The organism is Polyangium jinanense (genome assembly GCF_028435365.1).
In genome coordinates, this window is record NZ_JAGTJJ010000120.1 from 1 (window position 1) to 14,811 (window position 14,811).

Genomic DNA, 14,811 nt, shown 5'->3' on the forward strand with positions numbered 1-14,811 from the left:
AACGCACCTCCATGGTCTTGCCACCGGCCTGTGGGAAGAACTGCGCATCGCGCAGTTCTTCCCCAAATGGTCCAGGGCTTGCCCTGGTTCGGGTCGAGGGGCGAACAGCCCCCGCGGGGCCCGGGGCAGCGCCCCGGCTCCACGGTCCCAGTGCTCAAGCCGGCGGCTTGCAGAACACGCCGACGATCGTCCCGAGATTGTTCCCGGGTTTGCATTCGGCATACGTATCCGGTTTGACGAACCCGAAGGCCGTGAACCTCACGCCGAGGCTCGGATGCGAAAGCTCCGCGAGGCGCCCCATGTCCCGGGACCGAAGGGCCGACAGGCTCGCTTCAATACATGCGTGCGGAGAGCGCGGCGCGGCCTCGACCGACGTTCCGGGTGGAGCCTTGCCGGCAGGGGGAGACGATGCGCCCGCGTGACATGCGGCGAGCAAGAAACAGAGGAACACAACGTGTGTCTCGCATGAACAACCTCCCACTCGCACTTCCCGGTGCAAGAAGGAGGCAGCCCCATTCCAGCGGTCGTGACGGCACGCCCGAGGAGGCTCTCCCGAGGCCCGTCAAGCTTGGCCATCGCGATTCCTGAAAATCTATCCCTTTGGCTCGAGAGGTACGTCCTGGGCACGTCGCTTGCAATCTCGTGAGGGCGTGCGCAGGAGGCGCCAATCATGAAGAAGAAGACTCTCGTGGCCATGGTCGTGTCGTTTGCGGCTTCCTTGATCTCGTTTTCCGCCTTTGCCGGGCCCCCTGCGGAACTGACGTTCCCCTCCGAGGAGCCCACCGCGCAGGACGCGGCTTCCTCGGCACAGGAAGAGAATACGGAATCGGCTGGGCAATCGCTCGAAGCGCAGTCTTGCCGCCTCGACGGCTGCAGCCATCGGCATGACGCCTGCACGTGCAGCAATACCGGATGGGCCGGATATTGCGGCACGGGCCGGCATCACCCCGGGTGTCTCTACTGCCGCTGCGATTAGGCGCCCGGCGTCCGGGTAGCCCCTCCCCCGCCGCACGGGAGCGGAAGCGGAAGCCGAAGATCCTTTCGCGGTTCAGCCGCAAGCAAGTCAATCCGCTCCATCGGCCTCGTGCGTTCACCGTACCAGACAGTTCGCAATACAATCGAGCCCGGGTCTGGCCCTCACGGACCTCAGGCCCGGTGTCGAGGGGCGGCGATACCCTCGTGGGGTTTGGGGCAGCAGCTTCGAGTTCCTGCCTCCTCGAGCGGCGAGCTTCACGGCGATGCAGAATTGTCGTAGGATGGTGCGATATGAGAACATTTATGCTGTTCGTGCCGATCCTGATCTTGGCCGCCTGCACCTCGGAGTCGCGGCAGTTCGACGAGCCCGACGGAGGCAGTGGAAGCACAGGCGGCGGAGGACAGGGCGGCGACGGCGGGGGCGGCGACGGCGGGGGCGGCGCTGGGATGTGCAACGGTGAGTTGCTTCGGATTTCGAATGTGATAGCGAGCTCGCCCGTCCTGGGCAGTTGTTGTGATACTGCGTTTGCGGCGCTGTCGGACGGCAGTGGCCTGACCAGTCTCGACCCCATGGGGTTGCACGATTGCGAAGAAGCGACCATGTGGGCGTCGCAACCGCAAGTCCACACGGGAACCTTGAACTTCGACCTCGGAAAGGTGTACGAGATCCATCAGGTGGTGGTCTGGAATAGCGCACAGCTCAACGGTCAGCGGGGCGTACGTCATTTGACGATGACCGTCTCCGAGGATGAAAGCACCTTCGTTCCGCTCAATGGATCTCCCACCATGCTGGGAATCCGAGCGGTTTGCCCATCCGGCTCGGCGATCTTCGACGTCGACCCCCCCCAAAAGGGACGCGCCATCCAGTTCAATATCGAGGATGGCCATAGCGTCGGCGCCGTGACGAATGTCGGGCTGGGCGAGGTTTGGTTCTTCGGCAAGAGTTGCCCCTAGCAGTCTGTGGAATGATCGTCGCGAGCGCCCCGAAGCTAGGGCGACGGAGCGAGGAATCCTGAAGGATTTCGAGCGATGTCGACCGACGATTCGTGGTGCGCAGCAGATAAGTCCACAGGCTGCTAGCACGACTCTGCCATCCTCACCGATCCGCCCGCGACCTTCGCCCCTTCACGCCGACCCATCTTCACGCTCTCGAAGGCCGCATCTCCAACACCCTCGCCCCCTTCGGTGGCGGGTCGTGGGTTTTCCCGCGATGATTCGGCAGAGCGGGGCGAGGCGTTTCAATGAGGCACATGGGCCAGGCTACTGTTCGTAAACACTGGCCCACGGGACCGCCAGGCCGAGCCTCAAGCCGGCGGCTTGCAGAATACGCCGACGATCGTCCCGAGATTGTTCCCGGGTTTGCATTCGGCGTACGCGCCGTCGTCGTTCGGAATGACGGTCACGTCCACTTTGTCGGCCTCGATCGTGGGCGGCATGCTCCAGTTGCAGGAGACGAGCCGGCATTCGCCGGGCGGCAGCACCTCGACCGTCTTCGCCTCGCAGACCTTCGTCTGCCCGACGTAGAAGCCCACGGAAAGCCCCGCGCCGACGGGATCGGCCCCGCGGTTGCAAATCGGAGCGCCGATCTCCGCGCCCTGCCCGCCGCACGCGAATTGCGCGCTCGCGCCCGCCGTGGGATCCCCCGTGGCTGCGCCGTTCGCGTTGCCCGGCACGTTCTGGCGGAAGTTGTTCAGCTTGGGATCGTCCCAGTTGTTCGTCCAGGCGCTCGTCTTGGGAATGGTCCCGTCCTCGTTGACGTGCGTCACCGCATAGGGATGCTGGTTCCAGATCGTCCGCGAGCGGACCCATTTGTCGTTCGCGTCCGAGTACACGCGAATGCCGGACACGCCGTGCGGGTGGCCGGCGCGGCAGGTATTGCCATTGCCGGGCGTGCCCGCGGGCGGCTGCGCGCAGCGGAGCCCCTCCTCGATGCAGGCCGCGTCGTCCTGGGCCGCGCAGCATTGCTTCGTCTCCGAGCAACGACAGAACCCGGCGTCGCACACTCCCGAGACGCAATCGGCCGCCTTCTGGCAGCGGACGCCCGGGAATTGCGGATCGACGCCGTTCGCGTCGAGCGTCTGGCACGGGATGCCCGTCCCGTCGGGCGAACAAGCCTTGTTCGACGGCGTGACGAGATCCGCGCGGAAATTGCCGTCGACGTCGGCGATGATGGGGTTTTCGTACCAGGTGCACGACGAGCGATACTGGCTGAAGAGCACGTCGCCCGTGTCCCCGTCGTACACACGGACGAAGCACTCGTCGCCGTAGACGACCTCGCTCGACCCGTCGGCCTCGAAATCGAAGACGCTGGAGCCCGTGACGTTCGACGAGAGGTCCTGCGTCGATTTCGACCAGAGGATGTAGCCGCCCGCGGGGCACGCCCCGCCTGCGAAATCACACGCCGCGAGGTTGCATTGCCCGCCCGGCCGCGGGGACGCACCGCAATCGATGTCATAGATGGTGTAGAACGCCTGCCCGGCGACCGCGACCTCGGGCAAACCATCCCCGTCGAAATCGCTGACCGTGGGCGGACCACCGCCCCCCGCCCCGGGCACGGCCACGGGCGGCTGCACGAGCGTGCCGTCGATCGCGTAGATCATGACGAGGCTCGACCGCACGACCACAATCTCGGGGTTTTGCGCGGGTACGCCGGCGCCGAACGCGCCGAAATCGGCAATGGCCACGTGCCCCGGCGCCGAAGCCGACGCGCCGGGGAAACCCGGCTCCTGTACCCACGCGCCGCCCGCCCACTCCCAGACGAATTGCCCGTTCGTGAACTCAATGTTCGGATCCTGATCGAGGTTCGCGACCACGGAGAAGAGGCCCGCGGAGTAACTCGCGTAGCCCGCCGGAGCGCCCGACGCGAGCGAGCCATCGGAGCGCAAGACGGCGCCCTCGCGCAGGATCTCGGGCTTGCCATCGTCGTCGATGTCGTGAATGGAAGGTCCGGCCCAGCCCACGGGGCAGCGGTGCAGGTTGAAATCGCAGGGGCCGCCCGGGATGCCGGCCTGATAAGGCGCTTTCCAGAGCAATCCCCAGATGCCGGCCTTTTTCGTGAACGCGAGCGTCGAGCCGTCCGCGCCGTACGCGACGATCTCGGCCACGCCGTCGCCGTCGAGATCCCCGGACGCGAGCGTGGACGAGGAGACGACCCAATCCACCGCGCCGTCGCCATCGACGTCGGTGCCGCCGAGGTTCGCCTCGAGCGAGCAATCCTTGCCGCTGAGCACGCGGATGACGCCCTGATCCTCGGTGTAATTGGCGACCACGGTCGGCGTGAACGCCGCGACGATGCTCGGCGGGCCCGCGGCCGCGGGCTTGTTGAAGTTCGTCACGATCGGCGTGCCCTGCACGTCGACGTGGCCGGGGAACGGATCGCCGTCCGGGGCCGTGCTGAACTCGCATTTGACGCGCGGCGAGAATTGCCCGGCGGCAATGACGTTGATGCACGTCGGATCGTTCGGCGGCGTCGCGCTCTCCCAAGGCACGCATTGCTTGAGCATCGGCTCGCAATACGTGTCGTTCTTGCAATCCGCGTCGTTCGTGCAGCCCGCCACCGGCACGCAGACGCCGTGCGAGCAAACCTGCGTCGCGGGGTCGCAGGTCGGATCACACGTGCCCGGAAACCCGCCGCCCTGCGACGCGCCAACGGTGAACGTGCCGCCATCGCCGCCCTGCCCGCCCGAGCCCCCCGCGCCCGCCCCCGAGCCCCCCGCGCCCGTGCCCGTGCCGCCGCCGCACCCTTCGGCCAGCGCGGCCAGGGCGAGCGCAAAAGTGCCCGCCGCAGCGAGCCAGCGACCTTGAACCAATCTCCTTCTCATTCTTTCCCTCCTCGGGCGTTCCGTGGAAGGGAGAGATTACCGGAAATGGCTCAGTAATAATACACTTGCACCACGTGCAGCGCGACGAGCACGGGCAGCGGCCAGAACACCACGAGGTGCGCGCGCGACGTGAAGAGACGCCGATCACGCGCCTTCATCGCGCCCCATCGATTCGAAATCGCCGTCACCACGCCCGCAATCGCGCCGAGCACGCACACGGCGAGGAAATCAATCGATAGCCAGAAATTCAGGTGATGGCCGAGCCTGAGGCCCGTGTGGAGCACGAGCGCGAAGATCGTCGAGGCGCCGATGATGCCGTGGATCGCCCGGAACATGGGCACGTCGAGCCACGTGAATCGCTTCCAGCGCTTGCGCAGCGAGAGCACGAGGCTCACCACGCAGAGGCCGAGCAGCACGTAGCCGGAGATTTGCTTCAGCGTGTCGTCCGTGAAGAGGCGCGCAGGACCGAGCCGGCCCGCGATCGTCGTCGGCACCGGCATCGGTCGCGACGCGACCGCCACGGCCGACAGAAGGAACGCGCCGATCGACGCCACGAGCAGCGGACGCAGCCCCGACTCGGGCGGCACCGCCTCCTTGCGCGGCGCGACCGACTTGGTGGCCGCGCCCTTCTGCTGCTCGGGCGGCAGCATGCCGACGCGCTTCGGCGGCACCCAGCTCCGCCGCCCCTGCACGTAGCCGTAGTCGTACACGCCCTCGTCGAGCGCCTTGAACGCGGCCTCCGCCTCCTCGGCGTACTCGTCCTCCGCGTCGTCCTCGACCTCGTCGTTGATCGCGGGCTCCTCGAAGAACGACGGGAGCGGCGGCAGCGGCGTGATCTGCAGATCCTCGACCGCGCGCGCCGGCTCTTCGAGCAGCGCAGGCGAGCGATCGGACGAGAGGCCGACCTCGGCCTCGTCCTCGGGCAACGCGGGCGGCGCGAGCGCGCGGATCGCCGCTTCGAGGCCCTCGGTGACCGAGGGCGTGGGCGGGCGCGAGGATACCCGCGGCTTGAGGCTCGGCGGGCGCGAGGACGGCATGCGCCGGCTACTCGGTACGCCGCTGTCGGGGGCCTCGCGCATCACGGGCTCGGGCGCGAACGCGGCCGCCGCCTCGGCGCCGAAGTCGGAGAGCCCGGGCGGGATATCCATGAGCGACAACGTCTTGCGACGCGCGCGTCCGCTGCTCGAAGGCGGCGGGCTGCCCGGCATGACGATGTTCATGACGGTCGACGAGCGCGGCATCGCGCCCGGGTACGTCGGCCTGCGCTGCGAGACCGGCGCAGGCGTCATCGTGCGGCGCGACGTGGGCGGCCGATCCTTGCGCAGCGCCGGCCGCTCGCCCATCCGCACAGAAGGCGGGGGCACGGCGACGGGGACCGCGCCGTTCTCGTCCACGCCGAGCAGCTCCGCGATGAGCGGCTTGCACGAGCCGCAGACCGTGCCTGCACCCGTCTTGCTGCAGAGCGCGTCGACCGTCCCGCAGCCCTCGACGATCGCCAGGCTGAGCGTACCGCGCGTGACGCGCATGCAGCCGCAGACGACGGCCTCGTCGGCCCACTCGGTGACCTTCTTCGATTCTTCCTTCGCGAAGAGGTTGCCCGTCGAGCGGAAGCGCCGCATGTCGAAGAACGACATCGGCACGGGCGAGGTGAGCGCGTCGCGGATGCGATCGAGGTTCTCCCAGTCGCCCACGGTGACCGCGCCGATGAGCTTTCCCTGGCGCGTCACGAGCTTGCGGTAGACGCCGCCGGTCGTGTAGCGCAGCGCCGACGAGAGCGGCTTGGTGTCGCCGTCGTACTCGCCGAGCGCGGCGACGGTGACGCCGAGGAGCTTCAACTTCGCGGACTGATCGGCGCCCTTGAACTCCGCGTTCTCGCCGAGCAGGTTCGCCACCAGCACGTCGACCATCTGGTAGCCGGGCGCGACGAGGCCGTACGTGATGCCGCTGTGACTCGCGCACTCGCCGATCGCGAAGACCTGCTCGTCCGAGGTCTGCAGCCGATCGTCGACGAGGATCCCGCCGTTCGGCGCGCACGTGATGCCCGCGGCCTTCGCGATCTCGCCGCGCGGACGGATGCCCGTGGACACGATGATCATGTCGACGGCGAGGATCTTCCCGTCGTCGAACTCCATCACGAGCCGCTCGGTCTCGTCCTCGAGCGTCTCTTCGGGCTCCTCGTCCTCGACCACCTCTTCCTTCGGCTCCTCGGCCTCCGGCAGGTCGTCTTCGACGTCGCCGCGCGGCGGGGCGAAGCGGTACGGGCCAGCGCTGCCGGGGGCGAGCTCGCCGGGCGTGACCGACATGAGGGTCTGCCGCGCCTGCCTCTTCGAGAGCTTCTCCGCTTCCCTCGCGAGCCGCTCGGCTTCTTTCTCGGCTTTCTTCTTCGCGGCGAGGTGCTCCTTCGTGGAGACCACGCTCTTGATCTTCTTGCCGACCTGGACCTTGACGCCGAGCTCCTCGATCTTCTCCTTGAGCACCCCGGCGCCCTGCGCGTCGAGCTGCCGCGGCATGAGGCCCGCCGCGACCTCGATGACCTGGACCTCGATCGGATGCAGCCTCCGGCCGAGGTCGTAGATCGCCTTCGCCGCTTCGAGGCCGAGCAAGCCGCCGCCGATCACGGCGACGCGGAGCGAGCCCTCGATGTGCGCCTCGATGCTGTAGACGTCGTCGAAGGTCCGGTAGACGAAGATGCCCCTGCGGAGCCGCTTCGAGCCGTCCTCGGCCTTGAGGTGCACGCCCTCGATGGGCGGCACGAACGGCTCGGAGCCCGTGGCGAAGACGAGGCGGTTGTAGGGGACGCGGCGGCCCGAGTAGGCCTCGACGAAGCTGTGGTCGCGATCGATGCGGATGATCGGATCGTCGAGGTAGAGGTCGATGCCGTGCGACTCGTACCAGTCCTCTTCCGCGAGGATCAGGCTCTCGCCGTCACGTCCACCGAAGATGTCCGTGAGGTGCACGCGGTCGTAGGCGGGGAAGCGCTCCTCGCCGAAGACCACGATGCGGATCGATTGGTTGACCCCGTTCTCGACGAGCTTCTGGCAGAGCCGATAGCTCACCATCCCGTTGCCGACGATGACCAGCGTTTGCCGGTCGTCGTCCGCAAGAGGCTCGTCGGCATCGGGGAATCCCCCTGCCTTGCCGTCGTATGTGCCCCCCAATCCGGACGTCACCGGCCTCGGTTCTACACCAGCAGCGGGGCGACGGGCACCTTCTCGACGGCTCGGCCGGGACGGCCCGCAAAATTCAAGCGGTCTGCGTCACGCGCCCCACGGGTCCGACGAACTGCCACCGCCGCTTCGCGCCTGCCCCACGCGCTCAGGAGCGCCAGCGCGTCACGCGCTTGACGAGGTCGGGCATCCCGAGCTCCTCGCAGAACGCCCGGAGCTCCGGCCTCGCCCCCTGGTACGCGAGGTCCGCGAACCCCTCGGCCAGAGGGACGTCGGTCCGGAGCGTGGCGAGCTGCTTGAAGAGGCGCGCCTCGTCGCCCCGCGCGGCGAGGGTCGCGGCGAGCTTCTCGGCGCCCCGTACCTTGATGCCCCACGCCGAGGCCTCGCGCGGGATGCGCTCGATCGTGCCGAACGCGGCGAGCACCGCGGCGGCCGACTTCTCCCCCCACCCCGGGAGTCCGGGATATCCATCCGCCGAATCCCCCACGAGGGCGAGGAAATCCGGGATGGAGGCGGGTTTGACGCCGAATTTCCGGGTGACTCCGTCCTCGTCGAGGATGGCGTTGTCGTTTTTCCGGTCGAGCATGACGACGCGGGTGCCGTCGACGCACTGCGCGAGATCCTTGTCGACCGAGGCAATCAGGACCTGCCCCGCCTCCTCCGAAAAACGGGCCGCACCCGCGGCGATCGCGTCGTCGGCCTCGAATTCGACCATGGGCCAGACGACGAGCCCGAGCGCGCGCATGGCGTCCTCGGCCAGGAAGAACTGCGAGGCGAGCTCCTCGGGCAGGCCGTCGCCGGTCTTGTATCCGGCGTAAAGGTCGTTCCGGAACGAACGGACGACGTGGTCCGTGGCGCAGGCGATATGCGTCGCGTCGCGCGTGAGGACCATGAGCGTCGAGAGCAGCCCGCGGACGGCGCCGACCTCGCGGCCGTCGGGCGCTTTGCGTGACGGCTGCGCGAAGTAGGCGCGGAAGAGCTCGTAGGTCGCGTCCACGAGGTGCAGGCGCGGGCGGGCGGGATCAGCGTTTCGCATGTCGGAAATCGGGAATGCGGGAGAGGTGGAGGCCGAAAGGGCGCGTATCCTACGGCGCCGAACGTGGCCTGGGAAGGTCGGGCGCGTTGGCTCCGTCGGGCGCGCCCTGAATCCCGGATACGTGCATTCCGCAGCGCCACTTTGATCCCCTTCTGTCTGCGCATCGTCCTTTCCTTGGCCCTCGAGCTCGTGCGTAGATCGCAGCGGGGGGCGGGGACGAATGGGTTCGAGCGAGGCACGGCAGCCGGTCCGGAGCCACGGACGAAAGCTTGCCGGGCTCGGCGTGGGACTCGCCTGCGTGGCCCTCCTCCTCGGCATCCGTCTCGGCTTCGAAGAGCGCCTCGGAAGCCGCGCGCGGTTCGTCGAGCTCGTCGCGGCCTTCGCGTTCATCCTCGCGATCCACGAGGCATTCCGGCGCGCCCTCGCTCGCGCCGAGAGCCGCAGCGCCGAGCTCGAGCGTCGCGTCGAGGAGCGGACACGCGAGCTCGAACGGATCGCCGGCGCGCGCATGGCCGAGATCGAGTCGCTGCTCGCCCACGTGCCGTTCGCGTTCGCTTTCTTCGACCGCGCATACCGTTACCTCCTCGTCAACGCGGCGCTCGCGCGGATGAATGGTTTGTCCACGAACGAACACCACGGCCGCACGATCCACGAGGTCGTCCCGGAGTTCGTCCCCCTGATCGAGCCGCTGCTCCGCAAGGTCTTCGAGACGGGCGAGGTCCTTGCGGGCTTCGAGGTCACGGCCGCGGGCAAGGATCGCCCCGAGGAGCTGCGCGATTGGCGTCTCCACGTGTTCCCCGTGTTCACGCCGGGCGGCGCCATCACCTCGGTCGGCGCCCTCATCGTGGACATCACCGAGCGCAAGCGCGCCGATCGGATGGAGCTCGCGGTCCGCGACGCGCGCGCGCGCGCCGAGCAGAGCCTATCGAAGCTCGAGGCGATCCTCGGGAGCATGGCCGAAGCGGTCCTCGTGAGCGACGCGGAGGGCAACTTCGTCTCGCTCAACCCCTCGGCAGGAGAAACCGCCGGCGACGGGATCCGCGAGAACGGTCGGCCCGTGTCCCCGATCATCGGCATGCACCTGCGCGACTTCTTCGGCAGGCTCGTGCTCTCGACGCTCGACGGGCGCGAGCTGCCCCTCGAAGAGTGGCCCATCTCCAGGGCGATCCGAGGCGAGGTGTTCAGCGATCTCGACCTGCGCATGCGCCGCCCGACGGGCGAGGTGGTCGTCCTCCGCTACGCAGGTCGGGCCGTGCGCGACCCGGACGGCAAGGTCGAGTTCGGCGTCGTGACGATGCGCGACGTGACCCGCGAGCTGCGCGCCGCGGAGGAGCGTGAAGCGCTGCTCGCGAGCGAGCGCGCCGCCCGCGAAGAGGCCCAGCGCGCGAGCCGGCTCAAGGACGAGTTCCTGGCGACGGTCTCGCACGAGCTCCGCACGCCGCTCACGGCGATCGCGGGCTGGTCGCAGATGCTGCAGAAGCCCGGCCCTGCGCCCGCGACGGTCGCGCGGGGCCTCGAGGTGATCGACCGCAACGCGCGCCTGCTGACGCAGCTCATCTCGGATCTGCTCGACGTCGGCCGCATCGTGAGCGGCAAGCTCAAGCTCGACGTGTCGGCCGTGGACGTCGAGGCCGTGATCGACGCCGCGCTCGAATCGGTGCGCCACGCGGCGGACGCGAAGAGCATCGAGCTCACGCGTTGCGAAGGCGCGCGCGGGCGGACGATCCTCGGCGATCCGGGGCGCATCCAGCAGATCGCGTGGAACCTCCTGTCGAACGCGATCAAGTTCACCTCACGCGGTGGGGTCGTCGAGGTCTCGTGCACGAGCCACGACACGCGCGTGGAGATCGCGGTGAAGGACACGGGGCAAGGGATCACCCCGGAGTTCTTGCCGCACGTCTTCGAGCGCTTCCGCCAGGCCGACGCCTCGGCGGCGCGCCAGCACGGGGGCCTCGGTCTCGGGCTCGCCATCGTCCGGCACCTCGCGGAGCTGCACGGCGGGCGCGTGCGCGCCGAGAGCGAAGGGCCGGGCAAAGGGGCGCGCTTCGTGGTGGAGTTGCCCGTCGCGCCCGTCCGGGACGAGCCCCTCGCGAACGCGCCGTTCGTCCAGCCCGGGAGCCCCGAGAGCACGCGGACCTCCTTCGCGAACGGGCACGATCTCTCGGGCGCGCGTGTGCTCGTGGTCGACGACGAGCCCGACACGCGCGACGTCGTGCAACGTCTCCTTGAAGAGCACGGGGCCGAGGTCGTCGCCGCGGCGAGCGCGGAGGAAGCGCTCGGGCTTGTCGAGGCGCGAACCATCGACGTGCTCGTGAGCGACCTCGGCATGCCGGGAATGGACGGGTTCGCGTTGATCCGCGAGATCCGGAGCGCCCGTACGCTCGATCCTTCACGTTTGCCCGCGGTCGCGCTCACCGCGTTCGTGCGCCCCGAGGATCGGCGCCGCGCGCTCGCCTCGGGCTACCAGGCGCACATCGAGAAGCCGATCGAGCCGATGGAGCTCGTCGCCGCCGTGGGAGCCCTCGCCCTCCGCCGCAGAGGCGCCTCCCGCGATTCGAGCGGCGCCTGACGTGGCCTACTTCTGAACGAGGCTCTGGAGCCGCGCGAGCGCCGCAGGCTCGGCGCGGAGCACGAGGTGCGCCCCGGCTTCGTCGTACGTCTCGGACAGGACCTTCGCGTGCTCGTAGACCTCGCTCACGAGGGCCTGCTTCGTGTACGGCACGACGAGCTCGCCCGGCACCATGAGCGCGTCGAAGAAGTCGATGAGGATCTGCCGCAGGCGCGTGATGTCCGCCGGATCCTTGGCCGACATCAGGATCGCCTCGGGGAACTCGCGCTGGAGGATCGTCCGATCCTCCTCGGCGATCCGATCGATCTTGTTCAGCACGAGCTTGTAGGGCACGCCTTCCGCGCCGATCTCCTCGAGCGTCGAGCGCGTCACCTCGAGCTGGCTGCGGAACGTCGGGTCCGAGGCGTCGGCCAAGTAGAGCAGGAGCGAGGCTTCGAGCGCCTCGTCGAGCGTCGATCGGAACGAGGCCACGAGGTCGTGCGGCAGCTTCTTGATGAAGCCAACCGTGTCCGACACGAGGATGCGTGGTTTGACCTCGGGATGCAGCGCGCGCACCGTGGTGTCGAGCGTCGCGAAGAGCTTGTCCATCACGTACACGTCGCTGCCCGTGAGCGCGCGCATGAGCGACGACTTGCCCGCGTTCGTGTAGCCCACGAGCGCGACGCGGCGGGCGTTCTGGCGGAGCGCGCGGCGCGTGGCCTGCTCGCGCTGGATGCCATCGATCTCCCTGCGCAGCTCGGCGATCCGATCACGGATCTTGCGCCGATCGAGCTCGAGCTGGCTCTCGCCCGCGCCGCGGCCGCGTTGCCGATCGCCGCCGCCGCTCGACTCGCGCAGTCGCGGCGCCACGTAGTTGAGCCGCGCGATCTCCACTTCGAGCCGCGCCTCGCGGCTCCGCGCGTGGCGGTGGAAGATCTCGATGATCACGCCGCTCCGATCGAGCACCTCGGCGCCCGTGCACTTCTCCAGGTTGCGGAGCTGGCTCGGGCTGAGGTCGTGATCGACGACGACGAGCGTCGGCGTCTTCGCCGCGCGCACGACGCCCGCGTCCACGTCGTCTGCGTCGTCGTCCCCCGGGGCACTCTCCGGCGCCTCCTCGAACTCCTCGTCGTCATCGTCACGCTTCTGCCCGGGCTTCTTGAAGCGCATGCCGGCGGGGCCTGGCCCGCCCGTGATCTCGGCGAGCACGCGGAGCTTCCCTTCCCCGAGCACGGCGCCCTTCGAGACGTTCGAGCGTCGCTGCGACACCGTCGCGACGACGTCGTAGCCGAGCGTATTCACGAGCCGCCCGAGCTCGGCCATGTCGGCCGCGTGGTCGACGTCGGCGACGGTTGCGAGCTGGACCGCGACGAGCACGGCGGCGGGGCGATCGGTTCCGGTCTTGGACATAGAGGGTGCGATTTCGATCGAGGGAGCAAGCTCCCGCGCCCTCCTAGCACGGCGAGGGCAGGCGCGGGCAGCTTTGCCGGGGACGATTCAGCGCGAAGGATGGCCGAGCTCGGCGGGATCCTGCTGGTAGAAGGCGCGCATCTGCTCGTAGAGCGCGGGATGCTTGGCGCGGAGGGCGCGCGGCCGCTCGAAAAAAGCCTCCGTCACGACGGCGAAGAACTCGGCCGGGTTCTTCGCGCCGTACGTATCGATGACCGTGCGGTCCCCCGACGCGACGTCCCGCAAGAGCCCCTCGTAGGCCGCGCCGAGCACCCGCGCCCACGGCCCGTACGCTGCGCGCCGCTCGAGCACGGGCGCGCCGTCGGCCGCACCATCCTCGGTGTCGAGCTGATGCGCGAACTCGTGCAGCACCACGTTGTGCCCGTCGCGGACGTCGGCCGCGCCGCGCAAGACCGCGTCCCAGGCCAGCACGACCATCCCCCTCCCCCACGACTCGCCGAGCCGCGTCTCTCCGTCCTCAACGACGATGCCACCTTCGACGGTGCGCGGACGCTTGTCGACGTACGTGCTCGAATAAACGAGGACAACCTCGAGATCCGGGTACACGTCGTTCTCGCGGTTGAGCAGCAGGATGCATGCCTGGGCCGCGATCGTGACGCGGATCTCGTCGTCGACGTCGAGCCCGCCGCAGCCTTCGAAGCGCTTCTCGTCGAGGAAAATCTGCACGAGGCCGCGGAGCTCGTCCTGGTCCTCGGGCGCGAGCTTACCGAAGTAAGGCACGTTCTCCGCGAGGATGGCCTCCCACGCGGGCGGAAAGGGGCGGCCGCGGACAGCGCTACGCCTTCGTTCCTTGAAAAAGCCGAGCATCGATGACGAGCATGCCATGATTCCAGGATCGGGAAGAACCTGAAATGGCGCATCGGACGATATTCATGCTATGCTGGGGGATCGAGACGCCCGGCGTTCGCCGGTCAGCGCGGAGGAATCGGAATGGCTTATCGCCTCGTGCAGCGTGGAGAGGGAGAGCAGCGACCGCTCGTCGTTCTTTATCTGGTGGGCTCGCACGTCGATGCCGATCTGCGCGCCGCGCTGGGGCCCGAGCCGAGCATCGTGGCCTACGACGAAGCCACGGGCGAGCCATTGCCGCAGACGGTGGCGCGCGTCGCAGCCACGACGGGCATTCCCGTCGGGGACGTCATCCTCGCGGGGTTTTCCGCGGGCTGCCAGGCCGTGCGCCGCGAGCTCATCGCAGGCCGTGATCCCTCAGGCGTGCTCGCGATCGACGGCACGCACGGAGATTTGCCGCCAGCCGACTGGCAACTCGCCCCGTGGCGCGCGCTCGCCGAGCGGGCACGGCGCGGCGAGCGTCTCTTCGTGGCGACGTGCACGCAAAACACGTACGTCGAGACAGACCTTCCGAAGCCGAAACGATACAGCGCGACCGTCACCGTGTTGCGGCTCGCGACGAGCTTCGCCCTCCTGCCTTCGGCGGCGCCGGAGGGCGAGCACGACGGCGAGCTCCACGGCTACAGCTACACGAGCGCGACCACGGACGCCGAGGCGCACATCCGGCAGCAACGCGTGGTCCTGCCCGACGTCCTGCGCCGCCACGTGAAGCCGTGGCTCGCCGCGCGCGGAGCGGCGCTGCGACCCGAGGAGCGCGCAATGGCGCAGGCCGCCGTCGCGCTCTCGCTCGACCGCGTGGCGCGGGCCGAGCTTTCGGGCCAGCAGGAAACCGTGCCCCCGCCGAGCGCCTGATGCGCGGGGCTTTGCCCCGCACCCCAGAAGGGGGCTGTCCGCCCCCTTCACCCCGGACCAGGCACGGCCTGGACCGAGGGCCGAGAAACCGCGCGA

10 protein-coding genes are annotated in these 14,811 nt (G+C 68.8%); 4 read left to right on the plus strand and 6 right to left on the minus strand.

The genetic code is table 11. The features are described 5' to 3' along the window. Positions 1-154: 154 nt before the first annotated feature. Positions 155-301, minus strand: a complete 147-nt coding sequence (locus tag KEG57_RS54225) for a hypothetical protein (RefSeq protein ID WP_272428907.1) — start codon at positions 299-301, stop codon at positions 155-157. Positions 302-670: 369 nt separating this feature from the next. Here KEG57_RS54225 and KEG57_RS54230 point away from each other — a divergent pair, with 369 nt between their 5' ends. Both KEG57_RS54230 and KEG57_RS54235 read left to right on the plus strand, forming a co-directional pair. After that, the gene (locus tag KEG57_RS54230) at positions 671-976 is read left to right on the plus strand and encodes a hypothetical protein (RefSeq protein WP_272428906.1); all 306 of its coding nucleotides are present in this window, start codon (positions 671-673) and stop codon (positions 974-976) included. A gap of 302 nt (positions 977-1,278) precedes the next feature. Next, complete coding sequence (locus KEG57_RS54235; protein WP_272428904.1) at positions 1,279-1,929, plus strand: discoidin domain-containing protein; 651 nt, start codon at positions 1,279-1,281, stop codon at positions 1,927-1,929. A gap of 350 nt (positions 1,930-2,279) precedes the next feature. Here the strand turns inward: KEG57_RS54235 and KEG57_RS54240 are convergent, their stop codons facing one another. The 3 genes from KEG57_RS54240 to KEG57_RS54250 all read right to left on the minus strand — a co-directional run bounded on the left by KEG57_RS54240 (position 2,280) and on the right by KEG57_RS54250 (position 8,999). Beyond that, positions 2,280-4,796, minus strand: a complete 2,517-nt coding sequence (locus KEG57_RS54240) for a hypothetical protein (RefSeq protein ID WP_272428903.1) — start codon at positions 4,794-4,796, stop codon at positions 2,280-2,282. Positions 4,797-4,846: 50 nt separating this feature from the next. Continuing rightward, the gene (locus tag KEG57_RS54245) at positions 4,847-7,966 is read right to left on the minus strand and encodes an FAD-dependent oxidoreductase (protein WP_272428901.1); all 3,120 of its coding nucleotides are present in this window, start codon (positions 7,964-7,966) and stop codon (positions 4,847-4,849) included. Positions 7,967-8,111: 145 nt separating this feature from the next. Beyond that, the gene (locus KEG57_RS54250; protein ID WP_272428899.1) at positions 8,112-8,999 is read right to left on the minus strand and encodes a 5'-3' exonuclease; all 888 of its coding nucleotides are present in this window, start codon (positions 8,997-8,999) and stop codon (positions 8,112-8,114) included. 298 nt (positions 9,000-9,297) lie between these two features. On the opposite strand from KEG57_RS54250, the gene KEG57_RS54255 reads away from it, so the two are divergent. Beyond that, positions 9,298-11,568 carry a PAS domain-containing hybrid sensor histidine kinase/response regulator gene (locus KEG57_RS54255; RefSeq protein WP_272428897.1) on the plus strand — a complete coding sequence of 757 codons (2,271 nt, stop codon included), beginning with the start codon at positions 9,298-9,300 and terminating at the stop codon, positions 11,566-11,568. Between the two features lie 6 nt (positions 11,569-11,574). On the opposite strand, the gene hflX is transcribed toward KEG57_RS54255, so the two are convergent. Continuing rightward, the gene (gene hflX / locus KEG57_RS54260; protein ID WP_272428895.1) at positions 11,575-12,957 is read right to left on the minus strand and encodes a GTPase HflX; all 1,383 of its coding nucleotides are present in this window, start codon (positions 12,955-12,957) and stop codon (positions 11,575-11,577) included. Positions 12,958-13,044: 87 nt separating this feature from the next. Then, positions 13,045-13,842, minus strand: coding sequence for a M90 family metallopeptidase (locus KEG57_RS54265; RefSeq protein WP_272428894.1), 798 nt, complete (start codon positions 13,840-13,842; stop codon positions 13,045-13,047). Positions 13,843-13,947: 105 nt separating this feature from the next. Here KEG57_RS54265 and KEG57_RS54270 point away from each other — a divergent pair, with 105 nt between their 5' ends. Next, on the plus strand, positions 13,948-14,715 hold the full coding sequence (locus KEG57_RS54270; RefSeq protein WP_272428892.1) for a hypothetical protein: 768 nt from the start codon (positions 13,948-13,950) through the stop codon (positions 14,713-14,715). Positions 14,716-14,811 lie beyond the last annotated feature (96 nt).

Coding starts and splice junctions, on each gene's coding strand:
- KEG57_RS54225 (WP_272428907.1), bottom strand. CDS start 301: ATGGGGCGCCTCGCGGAGCTTTCGCATCCGAGCCTCGGCGTGAGGTTC.
- KEG57_RS54270 (WP_272428892.1), top strand. CDS start 13,948: ATGGCTTATCGCCTCGTGCAGCGTGGAGAGGGAGAGCAGCGACCGCTC.
- KEG57_RS54230 (WP_272428906.1), top strand. CDS start 671: ATGAAGAAGAAGACTCTCGTGGCCATGGTCGTGTCGTTTGCGGCTTCC.
- KEG57_RS54265 (WP_272428894.1), bottom strand. CDS start 13,842: ATGGCATGCTCGTCATCGATGCTCGGCTTTTTCAAGGAACGAAGGCGT.
- KEG57_RS54240 (WP_272428903.1), bottom strand. CDS start 4,796: ATGAGAAGGAGATTGGTTCAAGGTCGCTGGCTCGCTGCGGCGGGCACT.
- KEG57_RS54250 (WP_272428899.1), bottom strand. CDS start 8,999: ATGCGAAACGCTGATCCCGCCCGCCCGCGCCTGCACCTCGTGGACGCG.
- hflX (WP_272428895.1), bottom strand. CDS start 12,957: ATGTCCAAGACCGGAACCGATCGCCCCGCCGCCGTGCTCGTCGCGGTC.
- KEG57_RS54235 (WP_272428904.1), top strand. CDS start 1,279: ATGCTGTTCGTGCCGATCCTGATCTTGGCCGCCTGCACCTCGGAGTCG.